The organism is Nocardiopsis ganjiahuensis DSM 45031, from assembly GCF_000341085.1.
Taxonomy (GTDB): Bacteria; Actinomycetota; Actinomycetes; order Streptosporangiales; family Streptosporangiaceae; genus Nocardiopsis; species Nocardiopsis ganjiahuensis.
This window is the reverse complement of the sequence record NZ_ANBA01000027.1, coordinates 68,826-90,058: the sequence shown is the minus strand read 5'-3', so window position 1 is coordinate 90,058 and position 21,233 is coordinate 68,826. Positions and strand designations below refer to the sequence as shown.

Annotated in this window: 20 protein-coding genes; 13 read left to right on the top strand and 7 right to left on the bottom strand. The window is 65.6% G+C overall.

Translation table 11 applies throughout. The annotated features are described in order from the left end of the window. The first annotated feature begins 2 nt into the window (after positions 1 to 2). The 3 genes from D458_RS0128940 to pheA are packed head-to-tail and all read left to right on the top strand — an operon-like array spanning position 3 to position 2,560. Entirely contained in the window at positions 3 to 800 is a 798-nt protein-coding gene (locus D458_RS0128940; protein ID WP_017590215.1) for a glycosyltransferase, read from the top strand. 41 nt (positions 801 to 841) lie between these two features. Further along, a complete protein-coding gene (locus tag D458_RS0128935) occupies positions 842 to 1,552 on the top strand; it encodes a DUF4446 family protein (RefSeq protein WP_017590214.1) in 711 nt (236 codons plus the stop codon). Positions 1,553 to 1,612: 60 nt separating this feature from the next. Further along, positions 1,613 to 2,560 (top strand): prephenate dehydratase, encoded by a 948-nt coding sequence (gene pheA / locus D458_RS0128930; RefSeq protein ID WP_017590213.1) that lies wholly within the window; start codon positions 1,613 to 1,615, stop codon positions 2,558 to 2,560. Between the two features lie 500 nt (positions 2,561 to 3,060). On the opposite strand, the gene D458_RS34535 is transcribed toward pheA, so the two are convergent. Continuing rightward, positions 3,061 to 3,270: a hypothetical protein gene (locus tag D458_RS34535; RefSeq protein WP_017590212.1), complete on the bottom strand. Its 210-nt coding sequence runs from the start codon at positions 3,268 to 3,270 to the stop codon at positions 3,061 to 3,063. Between the two features lie 146 nt (positions 3,271 to 3,416). On the opposite strand from D458_RS34535, the gene serS reads away from it, so the two are divergent. Continuing rightward, positions 3,417 to 4,697, top strand: a complete 1,281-nt coding sequence (gene serS / locus D458_RS0128920; RefSeq protein ID WP_026119785.1) for a serine--tRNA ligase — start codon at positions 3,417 to 3,419, stop codon at positions 4,695 to 4,697. Positions 4,698 to 4,878: 181 nt separating this feature from the next. Here the strand turns inward: serS and D458_RS0128910 are convergent, their stop codons facing one another. Continuing rightward, entirely contained in the window at positions 4,879 to 5,427 is a 549-nt protein-coding gene (locus D458_RS0128910) for a bacterial proteasome activator family protein (RefSeq protein ID WP_017590210.1), read from the bottom strand. Positions 5,428 to 5,460: 33 nt separating this feature from the next. After that, positions 5,461 to 6,435, bottom strand: a complete 975-nt coding sequence (locus tag D458_RS0128905) for an NAD(P)H-quinone oxidoreductase (RefSeq protein WP_017590209.1) — start codon at positions 6,433 to 6,435, stop codon at positions 5,461 to 5,463. 176 nt (positions 6,436 to 6,611) lie between these two features. On the opposite strand from D458_RS0128905, the gene D458_RS35900 reads away from it, so the two are divergent. From D458_RS35900 to D458_RS0128875, 6 genes are all read left to right on the top strand, one after another. Further along, on the top strand, positions 6,612 to 8,513 hold the full coding sequence (locus D458_RS35900; protein WP_083936460.1) for a MinD/ParA family ATP-binding protein: 1,902 nt from the start codon (positions 6,612 to 6,614) through the stop codon (positions 8,511 to 8,513). A gap of 111 nt (positions 8,514 to 8,624) precedes the next feature. After that, positions 8,625 to 9,545, top strand: a complete 921-nt coding sequence (locus tag D458_RS0128895; RefSeq protein ID WP_026119784.1) for a universal stress protein — start codon at positions 8,625 to 8,627, stop codon at positions 9,543 to 9,545. Positions 9,546 to 9,664: 119 nt separating this feature from the next. Next, positions 9,665 to 10,597, top strand: coding sequence for a universal stress protein (locus D458_RS0128890; RefSeq protein WP_026119783.1), 933 nt, complete (start codon positions 9,665 to 9,667; stop codon positions 10,595 to 10,597). A 98-nt stretch (positions 10,598 to 10,695) separates the two neighbouring features. Next, a complete protein-coding gene (locus D458_RS0128885) occupies positions 10,696 to 11,130 on the top strand; it encodes a hypothetical protein (protein ID WP_017590206.1) in 435 nt (144 codons plus the stop codon). Between the two features lie 268 nt (positions 11,131 to 11,398). Next, complete coding sequence (locus D458_RS37765) at positions 11,399 to 12,091, top strand: hypothetical protein (RefSeq protein ID WP_017590205.1); 693 nt, start codon at positions 11,399 to 11,401, stop codon at positions 12,089 to 12,091. Beyond that, positions 12,045 to 12,749 (top strand): GNAT family N-acetyltransferase, encoded by a 705-nt coding sequence (locus D458_RS0128875; RefSeq protein WP_239648092.1) that lies wholly within the window; start codon positions 12,045 to 12,047, stop codon positions 12,747 to 12,749. Before D458_RS37765 ends, D458_RS0128875 begins: the two co-directional genes overlap by 47 nt. A gap of 486 nt (positions 12,750 to 13,235) precedes the next feature. On the opposite strand, the gene D458_RS36600 is transcribed toward D458_RS0128875, so the two are convergent. The 4 genes from D458_RS36600 to D458_RS0128870 all read right to left on the bottom strand — a co-directional run bounded on the left by D458_RS36600 (position 13,236) and on the right by D458_RS0128870 (position 19,099). Next, positions 13,236 to 13,919 carry a hypothetical protein gene (locus D458_RS36600; protein WP_152521281.1) on the bottom strand — a complete coding sequence of 228 codons (684 nt, stop codon included), beginning with the start codon at positions 13,917 to 13,919 and terminating at the stop codon, positions 13,236 to 13,238. 160 nt (positions 13,920 to 14,079) lie between these two features. Then, a complete protein-coding gene (locus tag D458_RS35895; RefSeq protein WP_083936461.1) occupies positions 14,080 to 17,112 on the bottom strand; it encodes a TrlF family AAA-like ATPase in 3,033 nt (1,010 codons plus the stop codon). A gap of 29 nt (positions 17,113 to 17,141) precedes the next feature. After that, entirely contained in the window at positions 17,142 to 17,690 is a 549-nt protein-coding gene (locus D458_RS35890; RefSeq protein ID WP_193374667.1) for a flavoprotein, read from the bottom strand. Next, positions 17,687 to 19,099, bottom strand: coding sequence for a hypothetical protein (locus D458_RS0128870; protein ID WP_017590203.1), 1,413 nt, complete (start codon positions 19,097 to 19,099; stop codon positions 17,687 to 17,689). The genes D458_RS35890 and D458_RS0128870 overlap by 4 nt, the downstream gene beginning before the upstream one ends. Positions 19,100 to 19,622: 523 nt before the next feature. Between D458_RS0128870 and D458_RS0128865 the strand changes: the two genes are divergently transcribed. The 3 genes from D458_RS0128865 (at position 19,623) to D458_RS0128855 (ending at position 21,210) form a co-directional block, all read left to right on the top strand. Then, positions 19,623 to 19,832, top strand: a complete 210-nt coding sequence (locus D458_RS0128865; protein ID WP_026119782.1) for a hypothetical protein — start codon at positions 19,623 to 19,625, stop codon at positions 19,830 to 19,832. Then, positions 19,829 to 20,260, top strand: coding sequence for a hypothetical protein (locus D458_RS0128860; RefSeq protein WP_026119781.1), 432 nt, complete (start codon positions 19,829 to 19,831; stop codon positions 20,258 to 20,260). The genes D458_RS0128865 and D458_RS0128860 overlap by 4 nt, the downstream gene beginning before the upstream one ends. A 206-nt stretch (positions 20,261 to 20,466) precedes the next feature. Further along, positions 20,467 to 21,210: a GntR family transcriptional regulator gene (locus tag D458_RS0128855; protein ID WP_017590200.1), complete on the top strand. Its 744-nt coding sequence runs from the start codon at positions 20,467 to 20,469 to the stop codon at positions 21,208 to 21,210. The last annotated feature ends 23 nt before the right edge of the window (positions 21,211 to 21,233 follow it).

The following is a 21,233-nucleotide window of genomic DNA, read 5'->3' as shown; positions in this document are numbered from 1 at the left end:
CCGTGGTGATCGCCGCCAAGAACGAGGCCGACCGTATCGGCACCACCGTCACCGCGGCGCGCACCCTCCCCGGGGTCGACCTGGTCGTGGTGGTCGACGACGGTTCCAGTGACCGCACCACCGACCTGGCCCTGGAGGCCGGGGCCCGGGTGTTCGGACACAGCCGCAACCGGGGCAAGGGCGCGGCCATGGAGACGGGCGCCGAGGGCGTGCGTCTGGTGGAGGAACGGGAAGCGGCCGAAGGGGCCCCGGGGGTCCCGAGGCACCTGCTCTTCCTCGACGCCGACCTGGGGGCGACCGCCAAGAACGCGGCACCCCTGGTGGAGCCTGTCCTCGAAGGCGCGGCGGACATGACCATCGCGCTGTTCCCCGCCACCCGGATGCGACTGGGCGGGCACGGCTTCGTGGTCCGCCTGGCCCGGGAGGGCGTGCGCAGGACCACCGGTTGGGAGCCGGAGCAGCCGCTGAACGGTCAGCGCTGCCTGACCCGTGCCGCCTTCGACGCGGCCCGTCCGCTCGCCCCCGGCTTCGGCGTGGAGACCGGGCTGACCATCGACGTCCTGCACGGAGGCTTCCGGGTGGTCGAGGTCGAGGTCCCGTTGGAGCACCGCGCGACCGGCACGGACGTGCGGGCCCAACTGCACCGGGCACACCAGTTCGTGGACGTGGCGCGGGCCCTGGCCGCACGGGAGCTGCGACCGACCCTGCACCGGACCTGGCAGGGCGTGACGGAACGGACGCGCGGCACCGGACGTGAACTGTCCCGAAAACTCGGGCACATTGCTCGCAAAAATCGCTAAGACCACACCATGAACGCGATGTGTAGCGATACGCTCGCGCTGTGTTCACTACGATCATGGTTTCCATCGCTCTGCTCGCCGGGCTGGGTGGGCTCGCCCTTGGCCTCTACGCGCTGAACCGGACCCGTGAGATCCGCGGCGAGTACCAGGTACTGGCCCAACGGGCCCTCGCGGTCAACACCTCGGGGGCCGATCCCCGTGCCGTCCGCGACGTGGCCGTGCTGCACTACGACGCCCTGGAGGAGATGTCGGGCGCCCGCTCCTTCTCCCTGGCCATGCTCAACAGCCACGGCGACGGGGTGGTCGTCACCTCCATCAACGGGCGCACCGAGACACGCACCTACGCCAAGGCCGTCACCCGCGGCGAGGCCGACCACCTGCTCAGCCCCGAGGAGTACCGGGTGATCCGCTCGGCCCGCCTGGGCAACGGGGTCGGCGCCGCGCTGCCCGAACCCGCCGCACCGGAACCGGCCCGTACCGGGACCGCCGATGCCGGCACCGCCGACGCCGACACGGGTGCCGGCGCCGAAGAGGACGCGGAGGCACTGGTCACCGTGGTCCAGGGACCGGAGAAATCCGAGGCCGGCCGCGACGGCACGACCGATCGCGACGGTCCGGCCGACGTCCCGGCGGGCACCCCGGCCGAAGGTTCGGCGGACGTCACGGCGGCAGCCGCAGCGGCTCGGACCGCCGCTGACGGGGCCACCGGAGACGGCGGACCCCGGGCGCCGCGGCCCCGTCCCGAAAGCTGACCCGGGGACGGGCCGGGAACCGGCCACCCCCGGGCACCGGGTCCGTATAGCCTGAACAGCATGCCCAACCGTTACGCCTACCTCGGTCCCGAGGGCACCTTCACCGAAGCGGCCCTGCGCGACCTGCGTCCCGACGCCGACGACCGGTCCCGCATCCCGTGTGACGGGGTGGGTGCGGTCTTCGAGGCGGTCCGCGCCGGGGTCGTGGACGGCGGGGTCGTCCCGCTGGAGAACTCGGTGGAGGGCGGCGTCACCACCACGATCGCCGAACTGGTCAACGGCGAACCCCTGCTCATCACCGGTGAGACCGCGGTCCCGGTCGAGTTCGCGCTGTTCGCCCGGCCCGGAACCGTGCTGGAGGACGTCAAACGGGTGGCCACCCACCCCCACGCCCTCGCCCAGTGCCGGGGCTGGCTCGCACGCAACCTCCCGGACGCCGACACCCACACCGTCTCCTCCACGGCAGCCGCCGCGCGCGCCGTGGCCGAGCCGGGCGCGCCCTACGAAGCCGCGATCTGCGCGGTCATCGCGGGGGAGCGCTACGGGCTGCACTCCCTGGCGACCGGGGTCGGCGACCGCTCCGACGCGGCCACCCGCTTCATCTACCTGTCGCGGGCCGGCACGCTCCCCGAACCCACCGGCGCCGACCGCACCTCCCTGGTCGCCTTCATCACCGACGACCACCCCGGTGCGCTCATCGAGGTGCTCAACCAGTTCGCGGTCCGCGGCGTCAACCTCACCCGCCTGGAGTCGCGCCCCATCGGCGACGGCCTGGGCAGCTACTGCTTCTGCATCGACGCCGAAGGCCACGTGGCCGAAGCCCGCGTGGGCGAGGCGCTCATGGGCATCCGACGGGTCTGCCGGGACGTGCGCTTCCTGGGCAGCTACCCGCGCGGCGGCCGGAACACCGAGATCACCCCGGCGATGCGGCCGCGCTCCGCCACCGACGCGGATTTCGCGGAGGCCGAACTCTGGCTCGCCCGTATCCGCGCCGGCGACATCGACTGAGGGCTGTGCCTTTTTGGGCCTCCGCTTCGCTTCGGCCCGTGTTCGGCGCCTTTGCGGAGGGATTCTTCATCCTCGTCCACGCCTGGCTCGTCCCTCGCTGGCGGCTTGACTCGTCTTGCAGAACCCTCCCGGCGCTCGAACGAGAACCCCTTTGGGCCTCCGCTTCGCTTCGGCCCGTGTTCGGGCGCCCAGAAGGGGAGGAACCTTCGGCGTCTACGGTGTGATGGCTCGTTCCTCGCGATCCCACCTTCGGCACCTCCAGAACCCTCCCGGCGCCCTCACGGCAACCCCTTTGGGCCTCCGCTTCGCTTCGGCCCGTGTTCGGCGCCTTTGCGGAGGGATTCTTCATCCTCGTCCACGCCTGGCTCGTTCCTCGCTGGCGGCTTGACTCGTCTTGCAGAACCCTCCCGGCGCCCTCACGGCAACCCCCTTGGGCCTCCGCTTCGCTTTTTGGGCCTCCGTTTCGCTCCGGCCCGTTCCAGGTCCCGGACCGTCCCGCCTCAGCCCTCGGACCGGCCCTGGCCCGCGGTGGCCTTCGCCTCGGTGCCGTCGCTCTCCGACCCGTCCTCGAAGAGCCACTCGTCGGCGGCGGCCCGGCGCAGCTCCAGGTACAGCGCCAGCCGTAGCGCGGTGTCCTTCGGGCGCGCGTCGTCGAGCGCCTCCAGGGCTTCGGTGAGTTCCTCGGTGGTCATCTCACCCAGCGGTTTCACGACTACTCCCCACGGTCGGTGTGCCGCCGGGAGCTCGTGTACCCCGACCGGCCCTTCGACGGAGATACGGCGCCGGGCACGGTTCATGACGTCACTGTCGGCAAAAGATGTGGGCCGGGGGTGAGGTGGGCGGTAACCTGCAAGACGTGATCGACCTTCGCGCTCTTCGAGAAGACCCCGAACGACTCCGTGCTTCGCAGCGGGCCCGCGGTGAGGACCCCGCCGTGGCCGACCAGCTGCTCGAACTGGACTCCAGCCGCCGTTCCGCGCTGGCCCGGTTCGAGAACCTGCGCGCCGAGCAGAAGAGTGTCGGCAAGTCCGTCTCCAAGGCGTCGCCGGAGGAGCGCGAGGAGCTCCTCACCCGGGCCAAGGCGCTCTCCGCCGAGGTCAAGAAGGCGGAGGCCGAGGCCGGACAGCTCGGTGACGAGCTCGACGCCGTCCTGAAGCGCGTGCCCAACCTCGTCGAGGAGGGTGCCCCCGCGGGCGGTGTGGACGACTTCGTGGTCCTGGAGACCGTGGGCGAGCCCCGCAGGTTCGACTTCACCCCGCGCGACCACCTGGAGCTGGGCGAGATGCTCGGCGCCATCGACATGGAGCGCGGCGCCAAGGTCTCCGGCGCACGGTTCTACTTCCTCAAGGGTGTGGGCGCCCAGCTGGAGCTGGCCCTGCTCAACATGGCGATGAACCAGGCCATCGAGGCCGGTTTCACCGCGATGATCCCGCCGGTGCTGGTCAAGCCCGAGACCATGGAGGGCACCGGGTTCCTCGGTGAGCACTCCGACGAGGTCTACAACCTGCCCGCCGACGACCTCTACCTCGTGGGCACCTCCGAGGTGGCTCTGGCCGGGTACCACGGCGGCGAGATCCTGCCCGCCGACGCTCTGCCCAACCGGTACGTCGGCTGGTCGTCCTGCTTCCGCCGCGAGGCCGGTTCCTACGGCAAGGACACCCGCGGCATCATCCGCGTCCACCAGTTCAACAAGGTGGAGATGTTCGTCTACACCCGTCCCGACCAGGCGCACGAGGAGCACAAGCGGCTCCTGGCCTGGGAGCGGGAGATGCTGGACAAGCTCGACCTGCCCTACCGCGTGGTCGACATCGCCGGCGGCGACCTCGGCACCAGCGCGGCCCGCAAGTACGACTGCGAGGCGTGGGTCCCCACCCAGGAGACCTACCGCGAGCTCACCTCGACCTCGAACTGCACCGAGTTCCAGGCCCGCCGCCTCAACGTGCGCTACCGGGACGAGGACGGTAAGCCCCGCTTCGCCGCCACTCTGAACGGCACGCTCGCCACGACGCGGTGGATCGTCGCGATCCTGGAGAACCACCAGCGCGAGGACGGCTCCGTGGTCGTCCCCGAGGCCCTGCGCCCCTACCTGGGCAAGGACGTCCTCGAGCCGGTCCAGGCCGCGAAGAGCAAGAAGTAGGCACCGCGCAAGAAGCAGGCACCGCGCAGGAAGCAGGCGCGGTGCAGGAGGAACGGTGCAGGAGGAACGGTGCCGGAAGCAGCAGCGCTGACCGCACCGCCGGACGCCTGACAGCAGGAACGGAGCCCGCCCCCCGAGCGAGGGGCGGGCTCCGTCCGTGTGGTCGTCGTCGCGGGTCCCGTTACAGGTAGGGCCCCGAACCCATGTGCGGCTGCTCCTCCTGGGCCTCGGCCCCGGGACCCTGGGCCTGGAGCCCGGACATCCCCGGCGGGAGCGCCTTGCGCATGTTCTCCAACTGGGCACGGGCCGCCATCTGCTGGGCGAACAGCGTGGTCTGGATGCCGTGGAAGAGGCCCTCCAGCCAGCCCACCAGCTGGGCCTGGGCGATGCGCAGCTCGGCGTCGCTGGGCGCCGAACCGTCGGCGAACGGCAGGGTCAGCCGGTCCAGCTCCTCGATGAGCTCGGGTGCGAGCCCGTCCTCGAGCTCCTTGATCGAGGAGGTGTGGATCTCCTTCAGGCGGGTGCGGCTGGCCTCGTCCAGCGGGGCCGCCTTCACCTCGTCCAGCAGCTGACGGATCATGCTGCCGATCCGCATCACCTTGGCGGGCTGCTCCACCATGTCGGCGAGCGAGCGCGGTTCCCCCGAACCGTCGTCACCCCCGGATCCGTGGTCCTCGTCGGTTTCGACCACCAGGACCTGTGGTTCCTTCTGGTTGTCTGCGTTGCTCATCGATCCCCTAGTTCGGCTGTGTCCGGCACGCTGTCAACGGGTGAGAAGGATCTTGCCGGTGTGCGCGCTCGATTCCATGACGCGATGCGCCTCCGCCGCTTCTCCGATGGGCAGTGTGCGGTCCACGACGGGGCGGATGGCTCCTTCCTCTACCAACGGCCAAACCTGCTCCAGTACTCCCGAGACGATGGCCGCCTTCTCCGCTTTCGGCCGAGAGCGCAGCGTGGTCGCCTGGACGGAGAGCCGTTTGGCCAGCATGCGGCCCAGATCGATCTCGGTCTTGCGTCCGCCCATCAGGCCGATGATCACCACGCGGCCGTTTGTGGCCAGAGAGCGCAGGTTCGCGTCCAGGTAGGAACCGCCCATGATGTCGAGGATCAGGTCGGCTCCGCCCTCGGCCCGCAGCACCTCGGTGAAGTCCTCGGTCCGGTAGTTCACGGTGATCTCGGCGCCCAGCTCGCGGCAGCGCTCCAGCTTCTCGTCGCTGCCGGCGGTGACCGCCACCCGGGCGCCCAGGGCCCGGGCGAACTGGATGGCGAACGTGCCGATCCCGCTGCCGCCGCCGTGCAGGAGGACGGTCTGCCCGGAGCGCAGGCCGCCGACCATCACCAGGTTGGACCACACGGTGCAGGCCACCTCGGGCAGCGCCGCCGCCTCGACCAGGCCCACGCCGCGTGGGACCGGCAGGAGCTGGCCGACCGGTACGGCGACCCGCTCGGCGTAGCCGCCCCCGGTGAGCAGGGCGCACACTTGGTCGCCGACGGACCAGCCGGACTCCGCCGTTCCGGGACCGAGTTCGGCGATGGTGCCCGAGCACTCCAGGCCCGGGTACTCGGAGGCGCCGGGCGGTGGCGGGTAGTTGCCCTGGCGCTGGGCCACGTCGGCCCGGTTGACTGCGGTGGCGGCCACGTCCACCAGGACCTCGCCCTCCTGGAGGACGGGATCGGGGACCTCGGACCAGGACAGGGCCTCGGGGCCGCCCGGTTCAGTGATTCGGATCGCGTGCATGGGGCCGACAGTACCCAGCTCCGGAACGGAGCGGGAGGAGGGATCTCTCTGTTCAGCGCACCCGCGAGGATGCTTTGCTGTGTCTGTGCGGGTAAGAGAACCCCGAGGGCCCACCCCCGACGATCCCGAAAGGGTCCTTCCTCCACAGAACACCCCCTTCACGCAGGAGAGCCCCGGTGGCACAGCACGAACAGAACGGGTCAGGCGCCGAACAGGAGCCGCACGAGCGCACGGAGTCGGCCTGGCGCCGGACGGACGACTCGGAGGAGTTCGGCGATCCGGCGACCGAGACCACCCAGGGCCCGTCCGCGTCCGTCCCCACACCCAGGGAACAGTGGTTCGGCGGGTTCGAGGGCGCTGCCCCGCCTCCGCCGCCCTACGCCCGCATCCCCCAGGACACCCCGCCGCCGTTGCGGGGGACCGCCTTCCGGGCGCCGGCCCCCGAGGAGGAAGACGAGGAGACCCTCGGCGACCTGGCCGAACCCGCCCTCGACGACTCCGAGGAGACCGTTCCCGAGGAGCCCGACGAGCCCGCCGAGCCCGCCGAGGACCCGGAGGAGATGCGCAGCAGCACGGTCCGGCTCATGCCGGGAGCCCGTGACCGACCCCGGAACCCGGAGCCCTGGCAGGAGGAGCGCCGCCCCCAGCGGCCCCAGCGCCCCTCCCGGCCGGGGGAGGAACAGGACCCCCTGGGCCCGCGCAAACTGCGCCACGACTCCGACGTCCCCGAACCCGAACAGCTGCCCCCGCTGGAGGCCGAACGCACCGAGCGGCTGGCACCGGCGCCGGGGTCACCACCGCCGGATGCCTCCCCTTCCTCCTTCTCCTCCCCCTGGACGGAGCCCGCCCAGGGGTCGCGCTGGCAACCGGGGGTCACGCAGAACAGCGAGGCCGCCGAGCCCACGGGTACCGAGGCCGCCGACAGGCAGGACCCGGGCGCCCCCGACCCCTGGGACGAACCCGGGAACGGGGCGGCCCCGGTGGGACGGACCGAACCGCTCCCTGACAGGCCGAGCCCGCCGCCGTCCCTGACCGGGCCGCGCGCCACCGGGGCGGAACCCCCGCCCTGGGGCGGGTCCGGTGCGTCCGGCGGGTCGGGCGGGTTCGGCGCACCCGGCCAGTCACGCGCGCCCCGCCAGGACGCCGACCACGGGGAGACCTCCGACTCGCTCAACGCGGCCACCCTGGTCCGCAACCGCCGCCAGGGCCCCAGCGGCGGCTGGCGCAGAGCCGTGCACAGCGCCAGCCTCGGTCTGATCAACCCGGGCGAGTCCCCCAAGGTGCTGCGCGAACGCGAGCTCGTCGCCCGCGCCTGCACACCGGTCGCGTCCGGCCACCACCGGGTGGCGGTCCTCAGCCTCAAGGGCGGGGTCGGCAAGACCACCACCACGGTCGCCCTGGGCGCCACCCTGGCCTCCCTGCGCGGAGACCGGGTCCTGGCCGTCGACGCCAACCCCGACCGCGGCACGCTCTCGGACAAGGTGCGTCTGGAGACCGCGGCGACCATCCGGGACCTGCTCAACGAACGACACCTGGTGTCGCGCTACGCCGACATCCGCGGCTTCACCTCCCAGGCCCCCAGCCGACTGGAGATCCTCGCCTCCGACCGCGACCCGGCGGTCTCGGAGGCGTTCAGTGACGCCGACTACCGCGAGGTGGCCCGGATCGTCGAGCACTTCTACTCCATCTGCATCACCGACTGCGGGACCGGGCTCCTGCACGCCGCCATGCGCGGAGTGCTCGGCCTCGCCGACCAGGTGGTGCTGGTGAGCTCGGCCTCCGTCGACGGGGCGCGCAGCGCCAGCGCCACCCTCGACTGGCTGGAGGCCCACGGCCACGGCGGGCTGGTCCGCAGCGCCGTCGTGGTGCTGTCCATGGTCCGCTCCAACAGCAAGAGCAGCGTCGACCTCAACCGGCTGGAGGAGCACTTCGCCGGACGCTGCCGCGCCGTCGTGCGGGTCCCCTGGGACGGACACCTGGAGGAGGGCGCCGAAGTGGACCTGGAGCAGCTCGCGCCGACCACCAAGGACGCCTACCTGCAACTGGCCGCGAGCGTGGGAGAGGCCTTCGCGCGCTAGCGAGGGCTCCGCAGGGAGAGCCGGAGAGGGAGGCCCGACAACGCGCGTCCCTTCCCTCTCTGGTTTCTCACCGCACTGTCACGACAATGGAAGGGAGGGGAAGAGGTGGACATGAACGCACAGGAACGCCCGCCGGCGGTCATCGTGGGGGTGGACGGCTCGACCGCCGCCCACGCGGCCCTGGTCTGGGCGACGGAGGCGGCCGCCAGACGCGGGGAACAGCTCCGGATCGTGCACGGCCTCGGCACGCCGATGGCGATGGGAACCTTCTCCGACTCGAAGGCGGGGCGGGACAGGACCGGCGAAGCGCTCCGGGACGCCGGGCACACGCTGCTCACCCAGAGCGCCGACCACGCGCGCGGGGCCAGGCCCGGCCTGGACGTGGCGACGGTACTGGCCCCGGAGGACGCCCCCGGGGCCCTGCTCGACGAGGCCGGGCACGGGGACGTCATCGTCGTCGGCTCACGCGGACTGGGAGCGGTACGGGCGATCATGCTCGGCTCCGTGAGCGTACGGACCTCGTCGCACGCGCCCTGCCCGGTGGTGGTCGTGCCCGAGGCGGACGACCGGGACCGGCACCGGGGCAGGGTGGTGGTCGGGGTGGACGGCTCGGACTCCTCCCACCGGGCCCTGCGCTTCGCCCTGAACCACGCGCTGGCCACGGATTCGGAAGTAGTGGTGGTCAACAGCTGGGAAGTGCCGCTCCCCGCGGACGAGGCCTCACTGGCCGCCGACGAGCAGTCGCTGCACGAGGAGGTGTTCGACCGCCAGTCCGAGGAGGTGGTCGCCGGGGTGCTGGCCGAGGTGATCGACGACCGGACCGAGAACCTGGAGATCAGCGCCGTCCGGATGCAGGCCGACCCGGTGGAGGCCCTGCTCAAGGCCGGGGAGGACGCCGACCTGATCGTCGTCGGGTCCCGTGGGCGCGGAGGGGTCCGGGGGCTGGTCATGGGCTCCACGAGCCAGGGGGTCCTGCACCAGGCACACGGACCGGTCGCGGTGCTGCCGCCGCACTCCGACGAGACCGGCTGACCGACCGGCGACGAAGGTCCCTGTGGAGGGGGTCTCTTTCCCCTGCGCCGCTCCCGCATGAATTCGTTCTACTCGGTGATGATGGTGGGCAGCTCTGGATCACGTCTCGAGGGGGAACTATGGCAAGCAGCCAGGAACGTTCGGCCAGGGTGGTCGTGGGCGCGGACGGCTCCGACCACTCGCGGGCGGCCCTCGAATGGGCCGCCGCGGAGTCCGTGCGCCGCGGGGTTCCGCTCCACATCGTGCACGCGCTGGGCATGCCGCTGATCGTGTCCGCCTACGGCGGCCCGACCCGGTTCGAACCCACCGACGAGATCTCGGGGCAGGCCACCGTCGTCCTCACCAACGCCGTCGACCTGGTCCAGAAGGCCCAGCCGACCGCCCAGGTCGAGTCGGTGACCGCTCTTGAAGAGGCGCCGACGGCGCTGCTCCACCACAGCGGACCCGGTGATCTGATCGTCCTGGGCACCCGCGGCCTGGGCACGGTCAAGTCGATGTTCGTCGGCTCCGTCAGCGTCCGCGTCGCCGCCCAGGCCCCGTGCCCCGTCGTGGTGGTCCCGTCCGACGACAAGGGCGAGCCGGCCACCACCGAGCTCGACCGCATCGTCGTCGGCGTCGACGACTCCGAGACCGCCCGTCGGGCCCTGGGCCTGGCCGTGAGCCTGGCCGCCGAGACCGACGGCGAGGTCGTGGTGGTCAACAGCTGGGAAGTGCCGTACCCGTACGATCCGCTCGCGATGGCCGCCGCGGGCTACCAGCCGCAGGAGAGCGTGTTCGACCAGCAGTCCGAGGTGATGGTCGCCGAACTCATCGCCGATGTCATGGACGAGCAGCGCGAGGACGTCGACGTCCAGGTCACCGTGGTGCGTACGCAGTCCAACCCGGTCGAGGCCCTCCTCGAGGCCTCGACCGAAGCCGACGCCGTCGTCGTGGGCTCCCGGGGCCGGGGCACCGTGCGGGGGCTCCTCCTCGGCTCGGTGAGCCAGGGCGTCCTGCACCGCAGCAAGATCCCCGTGGTGGTTCTGCCCAAGCACGCCGACGAGGGCGAGTAGCACCCGGCGAAGGGGCCCGGCCGAAGAAGGAACGGTCGGGCCCCTTTCCTGTGTCCGGCGGATTTGGCACCATGTCGACATGACCACACGAAAGGCCGATGCCGCGTAGACGCCCCGGCGCCCTACGCGCGGAACGCCTCCGCCCGACAGCGCCCCGCCCCCACATCCGAGGGCTCTCCTCCGCCACCTGCCACGCCATCCACCTGGTGGAGCGGCGTTCTCGCCACCCTGCCCACTCCGTCGGCTTCACCGCCAAGGCCCTGAACCGGTACGAGCGGTTCTTGGCAGCAAGCCGCCGCGAGGACCCCTTCCCGGACATCGAGGTCTCTGACTGTCCGGGCTGCACCCTCAACAACGTTCGGCACTTCCGCGACGTCCTCGAGCACGTCCTGCGAAAGCTCCCCAGAGGAGCCCGCAGAGAACTGAGCCGCCACCTGGTTCCCCTGGACGCCCGGTACCTCCGCCGCACCCTCCCCAACCCCTTCGCCTACCCGGATCAGCCTTGGTGGCACCGCCGCTTCGACGCCGACTGACCGACGTGATCGCCAAGTCTCAAGGCGTGCGGTCGCCGCGCAGGCGAATGGTGTACACCCGAGCTCCGCGCTCCCCGGATTCCGCCGGGATGGTCCACTCGACGTCGATCGCCGCGGATCACGAAGGCCGCCCGCGAACCCCGTGGGCGGCCTTCTGGCCTCTTTCGGCCAGTCGACACTTCTGGTGCCGCTCCGAGTGCCTTGTCAGACTCGAATCAGCCGTCAGCCGCTGTCCCGGTTGGACGACCGGTAGTCACTTCGAGCCTCTGTGAGCGCCATGCACCCCTCTCAGCCGGACGGTCCTGCCCACCTCGTCGCAGCCCTGGGGCGCGTGCCCGAGGAGGCTGCGGAGTTGTTGGTATGGATCGGAGCCTTTCCCGGTCCTGACCTGCCCACATCGATCATCGTCCAGGCAATGTCGGGCAACGGCCTGGACGAGGAGCCGGTCGACCCACTGAAGGAGCGGGTCGCGCAGATCCTCGACCTTCTGCACGGTCTTGCCCGGCAAGGGCTGATCGCCCGTGCTCCTGACATAGGGCCCGAGCGTTGGACCCTGGACCCCGAACAGGGCGACTTCGCGCGCCGACTGGCCGCCGCCAAAATCGCGTCGGATCAGCAGGAGATCAACTCGTGGGCGGAGAATGCCACCGAGACTCCGGAGCGTTCTGAGGAGAGCCCGGACGACCTTTTCGCGGCGACGATGGAGGAACTGTTCGGACAGGAGCTGAGGATCTACATGGCACAGGAACTCCAGACCATGTCCCGGGAGTCCGGTGACCGTCACAGGGAAGCGGTGGCGACCAACAATCTCGGCCATGTGCTGTGCGATTTCGGACGCTACTCCGAGGCGGTCGGCCTGCTCGAGGCCGCTGAGCGCCTGTACGCCGAGACCGGTGACCACGTCTGGAGCGCGCGTGCGAGGGAGAAGCTGGAGGAGGCCCGTCGTCTCTCCGAATCCTGAGACCGGGCCGGGGCCGGCCGGCCCCGGCGGGGCCGTTTTCACGGAGCGGCTGCGGCTCGAACCGGTCGACTCCGCGAACGCCGCCGACCTGTGGCGGGTGCACCGCGACGACGACGTGTGGCCCTGGTACGGCGACCGCAGGCCGAGCCGGGAACAGGTGGAACGGTCGGCCGCGTTCATGGGCGAATCGTGGCGCCATCACGGTGTGCACAAGTGGATCGCCTATGACCGTGAGAGCGGCGAGGCCGTCGGCCGCGGCGGACTCTCCCGCACACCGGTCGACGACGACTGGGGGCAGCTCCACGCGTTCCTGCCCGCGGAACCGTGGGTGGGCGCCGCACACGAGTCCGAGCGCCCGTTCACCGCGCACGCGAACTGGCTGGAGATCGGCTGGGCGCTCCGGGGCGGGTTCCGGGGCTGCGGCTACGCGTCCGAGATCGGCCGCGCCGGCCTGGGGTTCGCCTTCGACGTCCTCGGAGTGCGGGCCGTGGTCTCGTGCACGGTCCGGCACAACGTGCGTTCGCGCGCCGTCATGGAGCGCATCGGTATGCGGTACGCCGGGGAGATCCGCAGCCGCGGTGTGGTCGAAGGGATCGGCGAACAGGACGACGCTCCGCACGCGGTCTGCGTGCTGCTGCGGGAGGACTGGCAGCGGTAGGGCTCTGACACGGCGAAGGCCGCCCACCGTGCCGGTGGGCGGCCTTCGCTTCTGCGGAGGGTATGGGATTTGAACCCATGAAGCCCCGTTGCACCGGGGGACCCTAACGACCTGTCGACAAAGCGACGAATAGCTTTGTGACCTGCGCTGACGTTCCGGGAGCTTCCCGGCGGTTCCGGGGTCCTCTCGGAGCTATGTGCACTGAATGTGCATCGCGGGGCGTGATCGGGCAGAGGAAGTCGCGCCGGTACCCCAGGAAACAGCAACCACGGGTTCGGTCCCGCGCGGGTTCTGGCGCGGTCGGCCTGAGCTCCCGCACGTCCGGTGTCGCGCCAGGTTCCGTGTGGGCTCGCGGGGTCCATGGGGGCGCGAGCCCTCTGGTACCACCAGTGCTTGATCGATCTCTCTGCGGGGAGTTGCTGACCTAAAGCGGTATTCGATTGTTTTCAGGCTAGTGCACGAGTAACGCTCGAAGACTGCAAAAAATCACCGCCCCTCGAGTTTTTCCCGACCAGGATTGCTTTGATTGATGTCCTCCGCTAGGCATCGAAATAACTCATTCTTCTTCTTGTAAAAATCTATTTTGCAGAGATGTATGCTTGAAAGAAATTCCTGCCGACGGGATTCTCTTTCTTTGTTCGACGGTTCGTATTTCTCGGAGTTGATTATGGGAGAGTCGGGGCGAGGGCCGTACTTATCATTTATCAGACCTTGGGCAGGGTTGTGCAAGTTGGTGAACTCATTGATGGCACGGTATAGTGCTTCTCGAGTTCTATCGGAGAGTAGGTACATTCTTCTTGAGATGGCCCTACTGGGCCGCGAACTCCCCCAGGGAATGTCGTCGACCTTCATTCTCATGGACCGGGCATCTTTCGATTTTGCACGGTCGGATTCGTGAATGTCGGCAATCACATCGTCAATATAAACTTCTAGGTCATGCATCCATTCGCTGACGTCGCTGTAGAGCTCTGTTTGTTCTTTAAGTAGAAAGATGCTCCGCTCTTTCTTGGTTTGTAACTCGATTTGATCGATCGCGCTTTCTGCTTGCAGTTTTCCGGATATTATTGCTGAGTTGATTGATGCCTTTGCTCCTGTCCTTGCCGCAAAATATGCGATTAGTGCTGAGAGGGCGGCGGTGGAAGTTAATGTAGTGATTAGTGTCTGTAGCAAGGATGAGTCTTTCTTTCAGTAGGGACTCAGTCGACTCGGGACCGGGCGCCAGCCCGCAGCCCGAGCCGCTGCGACGGCGCTCGCGCCGTCGCCTTGATCCCATACAGCCCAACTCGGCAAAGCTATCTTAGCGTGTGATATGAATTCTTTCCGGCATCAGTCACATGAGCATGGGAAAGGCTTCGTATTTTTTCTTGCGGTTATCGAATGCAGGCTTTGTTCCTTCCAGGACATCAACAGCGAAGCGTGCTACGTCGACTTCTGATATGCAACCACTGCTGACGGACAAGGTGCGATTATCTGCCTGGCAGTGAATAATTTGGTCTGCATCTCCAACCACTGCAAGATTGGCATTATGTGTTACCACGATTGTCTGCCTTCGGCCAGCAGCTTCATGAATTGCTGGCACTAGGAGTGAAGCTATCGTCGCATTATCAAGATTCTCTTCTGGTTGATCTAGGATCAACGGAGAATTTCGTCGGTCCACAACAAGATAGAATAGCGCCAAAATGAGTCCGCGTTGACCGGGGGAGAGCTGAGATAGAGGAAGGCCATCCCCAGTGATGCCAAAGCGAACTTCTAGCCATGTAAGGTCGAGAAGTTTGGTAAGAAAATCTTCTATCGAAGTTGCTGTGCGGAGAGATAGTTTGGGGTTTCGATGCGCCTCATCGGGGTCTCCTTTCTCATGTTCAAGGCGAATCAGCGAGTTTTTTAGATCATGGCCAAGATGCTCCCAATCTGTGCTTTCAACTCGATTCGGGAAGCTGTTTAGCCATTCCGGAAAGTCTCCGTTTCGTCGGCCATCTAGACTGCTAGATATGCTTCTCCAACTAGGCAAGATCCTAAGCTCTGCTTTGAATTGAAGCCCAGCGTTCTTGACTACACTCGAATCTGCAATGAAGCGGGAGGCCGGCTCATAGAGATCCTGAACGGCAAAAAGCTGCCCGTACAAAGCGTTATGAATCAATCCAGCATGATTGATGAGCGCCTCACGAGCATCATCAATCAATGAAGGGGTTTGGGCTATACGTTCCTTTAGGTGCTCTAGGCCGAGCAAAGAATCCTGGTCATTTTTGCTTCCTATAAGAGAACGTAGGTACTCTTCAGCCTGTAGTACTTCTTGGCGAGCCCGTTCCCTGGCAGCGTCTGCTGAGGCCAGGTCTGACTCGACATTCTTTATCTGGCCCTCTATATTTTTTATCTCGTCGGCCATGGCGCGCTGTTGCTTTTGTATTTCTAGGTTTGCAGTATTGAGGTTATCGAACCAAGTTTCGTAATTGCTAAGGGTTACAGTTAGAGATAGTTCGTGGGCTTCGGATTCCGACTGATCCTGGAAGAATCCTCTGATTTTGAGGTTTAGATTACTCACCTCATCTTTTATCCTGTCAATTTCTTGGGTTACGTTTTCCATGAAAGCTTTATCTCGCTTCATGTCAGCGGATCGGCGATCCATGGAGTTCTTTCGCTCGCAAGCCTCACGATGCTGATCGTCTAGCAGTCGTGATTTCTCCCTTAGTTCTTCGAGTTCTTCATCCTCCCTGCTATTTGCATCGAGCGTCGCAAGCCTCACCGAAGCCTCATTCAAAGCCGATTTGGCATTATTGGTTTGTTCGTTCTTTAGGAATATCTTCGTGTCGACATCTTGTGCATGATTGTCAGCTCGGAATTGAGTAAGGTCGACGTAGGATGCGATTAGTGGACGCAGTCCGCTTCGAAGGCGGTCGATATTATCTTGAGCGCTCCCAGATTTTTGACGTAGAAGTGCATCGAAGTTTGTTTCTCCTGCGCGGTCTTCTTTGCTTATGTGAGTGAAAAGAACGTCCCGCAACTCCTTTTCAAATTCGTCAGCATCTCCCGAAAGCGGATCCGAACTGCAAACTCTTTCGACGAATGATTGGGGGAGGTATTCGACGGATACTGGGGATGAATAGTCCAGTTTGGAATCTAGTTGAACTGTACGGGGCGTACCAGAAGCCCAGTGGATTTTTACGCTGTACTCTCGAGCTGCGGGTCGATTACCTGAGTTCAAGAATCGCTTAGGGTTCAGGAAAGCGAACTCGTGTTGACGTGATGAGTTTCCTGCCAGTGCAATACAGTCCAGTAGCGCTGACTTGCCCTGCCCTTTGTTTCCTACGACGGCAACAAAACCGCTGTTAAGAGGTACCTCATAATCGAATACAGGGTTCTCGATAGGATGGTTTGGCCGGATGGAGACATTTGAAATGAATCGGTCAGGATTTTTCCTGATACGAGTCAAATTTGGCGGCTCATTCCCTACATACACTCGACGGTCGAACTCCTCAAGGGCATGAACGAGACCTGCAAAAGTCGGTGTTGTGTTCATCCAGGTATGGCAAGAGCCGATTCGATCCTTTTCCTTGGAATCTGAAAAGTGGTGGGCGTCGCTACAATCAAGCAGCCTATGGTTAACGTTTGATGCCCGAAGTTTCTCTACTTGCTTACGCCAGGTCGAGATATCTTTGAAGGCAGTGAAAACCAAGCTGGATGAGTTTATGATGCTCTTTTTGGCTGCAATGGATTGGTTGTTCCACTTGACATCAGCCCACTCCGTTTTTCCTATTCCAAGAATTGCGCGACCTTGGAAGTATGACTTCTCTAGAGCTTTTTGGACAGTTTCAAAAGGCACGTTGAAGTTGTTGAATCCTTCAATGGCATCTGCCCCATAATTGTGAACTTCACTCTCGGGAACGCTGGCTTTGATTTTCCTTCCGATATCCGCGAATGCGTCCGGTGTTACGATCCCCTTCCATGAATATGATTCGGAAAAAGGATTTAGCCTGAATTCAGCAGAAAGGGCTGCTATGAACTGCGATTCGATAGTCTCTGGGGGAATTTCAGGATCAAAGATAACATGCAAATTGACGCGTGAGAGATTGCCGTCTGTTCCGCCAAACTGGGGAATCCTCATTTCGACTACAGGGAATACCTGATAAAGATTCTGAAGTCGCCCCTTCGAGCGAGCTTCGATCACTTTTTTGTAGCCCTCAAGGAACCAATAGTCATTGATTCCAATTACTCGGACATCTTTTGGGAGTGATTCCAAATCATCTAGGAATTTATCCCAGGTTTCTTGGTTGTCTGGGCCGTAGTCCTGCACTATTGATGATGGTGTGTGTACATGGAGATCCCAGATTCCCCATTGTGTGCCAGATTTATTTTTCATGATGCCCATGATGGATTTCTTCTGTCTTGTTTTGGGGATTATTTAAAGACTTTGGTTGCGTATTTCAAGGAGAGTGTCCAAGGGAATTTGTTTTTTGCATTCGATCCGCTTCCAGGATCATGCGGTGTGAATCCCTCTGGGTCGATGAGTACGAGGGCTTGTTCCCCACGTAGTTTTTCAACGCTTGCCTTGAATGGTGCACGGTTGGCGTAAGCCGTGTTAACGAAGGGGAGGATTACGGTTGGTACACCGAGGCCGATTGCCTCGTTGACGACGTCCAACACGTAGTTGTCGGCGATGCCGTTGGCCAGCTTGTTGATGGTGTTGAATGTGGCCGGGGCGAGGATGATGGCGTCTGCTTTGGGAGATCGAGGGTCTCCCGGCGCTCGATGTTGGCTGCGGACTGGGCGGCCGGTTTGCTTCTCTAGCGCCTTGACGTCAATGAAGCTGACTGCGGCCGGTGTAGCCATGACCTGAACGGTCCAGCCTTGGTCTTGAGCCAAGCTAATCAGTGTGCCGACTTCCGAGGCCGGCCCTGCCGCGCACACCACCACGTAGAGCGTCTTTTGGTCGCTCACTGAGTTCAGGCACCGACCCTTTCCGCGAGTTCGCTGACGTTCCCGTACAGGTGCCCGCTGGCGCGGGTACGGATGTCGTTGATCAACTGGTGCACGACCGGTCGCGCGGTTAGTTCCTCGCTCGCCATCTCCTCGGCGTTGCGCAACGCGTGGTAGGCATGTTCGGTCTTCCCCCACTGCTGGTAGGCACGGGCCGCGTCGATGAACAGCGTTACCTTGCGCTCCATGACCTCGATGTTGTCCAACTGCACCTGACGCGCATAGTCAATGGCTCTGCCCGCATCACCCAGCTCGACAGCTGCACTGACACGGTGAAGGAGAACGTTGGTGGGGCCGAAGGCGGTCCACTGGTAATTGAAGTCGCCGCCGAGTCGTTCGCCCGCGCTGCCGGCCTCGTCAAGCAGGCTGAGTGCCTGGCCCCGGTCCTCGCGCTTGGCCGCTGATACCGCGCCGCTCAGGAGAAGTGACCCGTACACCGACAGGGATTCCGGCGTGGGCTCGTCCATGGCGCTGTCCACACGTTCGGCCGTGTTGGTTGCCAGTTCCGTCGCTGCCTTGTAGTGCCTTTCACGCATGAGCGCTCGGGTGAACGCTCGGGCGCTGGCTCCCACGACCGCGGGGCTCTCGCTGTCCTCAGCGGCTCGCATGCTCCGATCGGCTGCGAGGTAGGACAATCCCCGCTCCTCGCACTTGAGTAGCAGGCTCGCCGCGACGTGATACGCCTCCGCGCGGAGCGCGTGGACCTGGGCGACGTCGTCCCCGTCTACTCCGGTGGCAGCATCATCCAGGTTCCGAAGCAACTCGGGGAGCTGCTTGGCTACGGCCGTGTAGTGGCACGCCTGATATCCGACCTTGGCGGAGTGCGTCCGCTGGGCGAGTTCTCTCAGACTGGTCGCCGCTCGGGCGGTGCTTCGGTTGGCTCCCGCGTACCTGGTGAGTGCCGCTGCGATCTCGTCCATGTCCAGCATCGAACCACCTGTGGCTTGGAAAAGGGCCGTTCCGGCCAGTCCGAGGAATTTGCGGCGGCGCACCTTTGAGACCTCCCCTGAGCCTGGGCTCCTCTGCGCGGGCAAGCTCGGGACTGCCGAGGCCACCGCGCTCTCATGTCCAGTGAACGCGCCCGGGTTCCTCGGGGCAAGGCCGAACATCATCCGAGACGTGTCGGGCATGCTGATGCCCTCGGCGATCCGCTCGTACACCTCGAAAGACGTGACGGTCTTGCGGCCGTTCAGAATCTCGCTGACCCGTCCCTGAGACAGACCGGTCGCCGCCGAGATCACCATCTGGCTCGCGCCGCCGTACTGGCGCACGAACTGGAAAAGCGCCTGGACATCGCGCCTACGCAGGAACTCGGCCGTGTGTTCTCGCTCCCATGCCCACGACGGGATGGTGATCCGGCTCGTCGGGTGTCCCTGCATCCTGACTCCTCGGCGCTGCGAGTACGGGGACCGCCAGTATCCCTCTTTGTCATCCCGAGGAGGAATGGGTTTCGGAATCCCAACCCGGGATGGTTGGCCCTATGGATGCCAGGAACGGAATGAAGTGCAGGTCATGCCGTGGGCGGGGTTGGAAGTCCGTCCGACCGCGACGACTGGTCGTCGTTCGATCTGTGCCTGGTGAGAAGCAGGCAACGCGTGCAGCGGCCTGTCCCTTTTGCAAGGGGACGGGAGAGGGCTCCGTCACGGCTGAGCCCTCCACTGACAGCGGTCTCGCCTGCTGATCCATGACATGACAGACCCCCGCGACGCGTGCGAGGCGTCCGGGGGCGCGGCCAACCTGAGAAAGCAGGCTGACGTGAGCGACCTTATCGCCCTGATTCGGGCTCTGGTGACTCTGATACGACCCAAACCACGGGGGAGGCATCACCGGACCGGGCCCCGGACGGTGCACCTGCCCCCACCTGTGCGGGTGGACCTGTGGCCCGCACCGGAACCCATCGTGATGGACAGTGGCGACCCCCGTGCCTACAACCTCCTGCGCGGCCCCTACGCGCACTTCGAGCGCAAGCGCACTGCGCATTGGAACGAACGGGACAGGCGGGGGCTGCGTCTGCTCGAACAGATCTCGGCTCCGCCCTCGGCAGTCGATGACATGGCCGAGTTGCGTGACCTGGTGCGCACGGCCATCGCGGTCGGGGCGGTGCGTTCATGAGTGGCGAACACGCCTCACCTCCGGCGGATCGTGCCGCGTTCTACGCCTGGTCTCGCGCCCATGGTGTGCGGGTACGAGTGGCCTGCGAGGACTGGCAGTCCATCACCTACGAAACCGTGGGTACCGGCCCTGACGGGAAACCGGTGGTGCAACGCCTGCGGTGTGAGTTGCCGCCCCAAGTGGCCCGGCGCCGGCTGCGGCTGTCCTACGTCGTGGGCCTGTCCCACGTGGTGGACGGTGCGGTGTGCAACCACGTCCGCACGGTCACCCCTCCTGTGCTGACCTCAGGTGAGGTCGCCGCCCGGCATGACGTGAGTCTTGTGGCCGCTGCCCTGGTTGAGGGCGAACGCCGTGGCCTCTGCGGTGCCACGGTGGAGAACCTGAGCGTCTATGTCGTGGAACGGGCCGCGAACTGGCGACCGTTCTAGATACCCCCGCGTGCCCTGACGTCTCGCCCGAGACCACGGAGGCCAGGGCACGCGGGCTCTCCTCCTCCGGCGATGTGCGCACCTGCTCCGGTTGCGCTTCCCGCCCTCTCCCGGTCGCCGTGCGGGGTTCAAATGTGCCCCCACCTGCTGACAGGGCCATGCAACGCGAGTAAGCTACTCGACCATACGAGTACTAGAGTCACCAGGTGGACATCATGTCGAGTCTGGAGTTCGCTCCGCCCAAGTACGTACAGATCGTGCGGGCGATCCAAGAGCGCATCGAAGACGGGACCTATCCCGTGGGGGAGATGCTTCCCTCCGAGTCCCGAATGGTCCGCGAGTTCGGGGCTGGACGCTCCACGGTCGTACGGGCGCTGCAAATCCTGAGCATGCAGGGCTGGATCGAACGCGAACACGGGCGCGGCTCGTTCGTGCGCGGCGTCCCTCAGCAGACCTCCGAGCGCTCCCATGCCGGGGCCAGTGCCTTCGACGCCTCCGAAGACGCCAGGAACAACCGGATCCTCAACGCTGGTCGTGCTCCTGTCCCTGCCTCTCTGGCCGAGACCCTGGACGTGCCCGCTGAGTCCCCAGCGGTGACGCGCCGCCGCCTGGTCCTGGACGCCGATGGCGGGCCGAGTGAACTGGTCACTCTCTGGTTCCCCCTGGACGTGGCAGAGGGAACCGACCTCGGATCTGAGGCACCGATCAGCATCGGGGCGCGCGACCACGTGCAGATGGTCAAGCAGCTTCGCCCCGCCCGCGTCGTGGAACGCCTGTGCGCCCGAGCAGCCACCGGTCAAGAGCGCGAGATTCTGGAACTGGACGAGGCGACGCCCGTTCTGGGCATCACCGCGCGGATACTGGACGCCTCTGATCGCATCATCTCCGTTGCTGAGATCGTCCTGCCCGGTGACCTGCACGAATTGGAAGACTCCTACCCGGCGGTGTAACCGCCTCAGCTTGTGCCCGCCTT

Coding starts and splice junctions, on each gene's coding strand:
- pheA (WP_017590213.1), top strand. CDS start 1,613: ATGCCCAACCGTTACGCCTACCTCGGTCCCGAGGGCACCTTCACCGAA.
- D458_RS0128910 (WP_017590210.1), bottom strand. CDS start 5,427: ATGAGCAACGCAGACAACCAGAAGGAACCACAGGTCCTGGTGGTCGAA.
- D458_RS0128905 (WP_017590209.1), bottom strand. CDS start 6,435: ATGCACGCGATCCGAATCACTGAACCGGGCGGCCCCGAGGCCCTGTCC.
- D458_RS0128895 (WP_026119784.1), top strand. CDS start 8,625: ATGAACGCACAGGAACGCCCGCCGGCGGTCATCGTGGGGGTGGACGGC.
- D458_RS0128890 (WP_026119783.1), top strand. CDS start 9,665: ATGGCAAGCAGCCAGGAACGTTCGGCCAGGGTGGTCGTGGGCGCGGAC.
- D458_RS0128885 (WP_017590206.1), top strand. CDS start 10,696: ATGCCGCGTAGACGCCCCGGCGCCCTACGCGCGGAACGCCTCCGCCCG.
- D458_RS35895 (WP_083936461.1), bottom strand. CDS start 17,112: ATGGGCATCATGAAAAATAAATCTGGCACACAATGGGGAATCTGGGAT.
- D458_RS0128870 (WP_017590203.1), bottom strand. CDS start 19,099: ATGCAGGGACACCCGACGAGCCGGATCACCATCCCGTCGTGGGCATGG.
- D458_RS0128865 (WP_026119782.1), top strand. CDS start 19,623: ATGGACAGTGGCGACCCCCGTGCCTACAACCTCCTGCGCGGCCCCTAC.
- D458_RS0128860 (WP_026119781.1), top strand. CDS start 19,829: ATGAGTGGCGAACACGCCTCACCTCCGGCGGATCGTGCCGCGTTCTAC.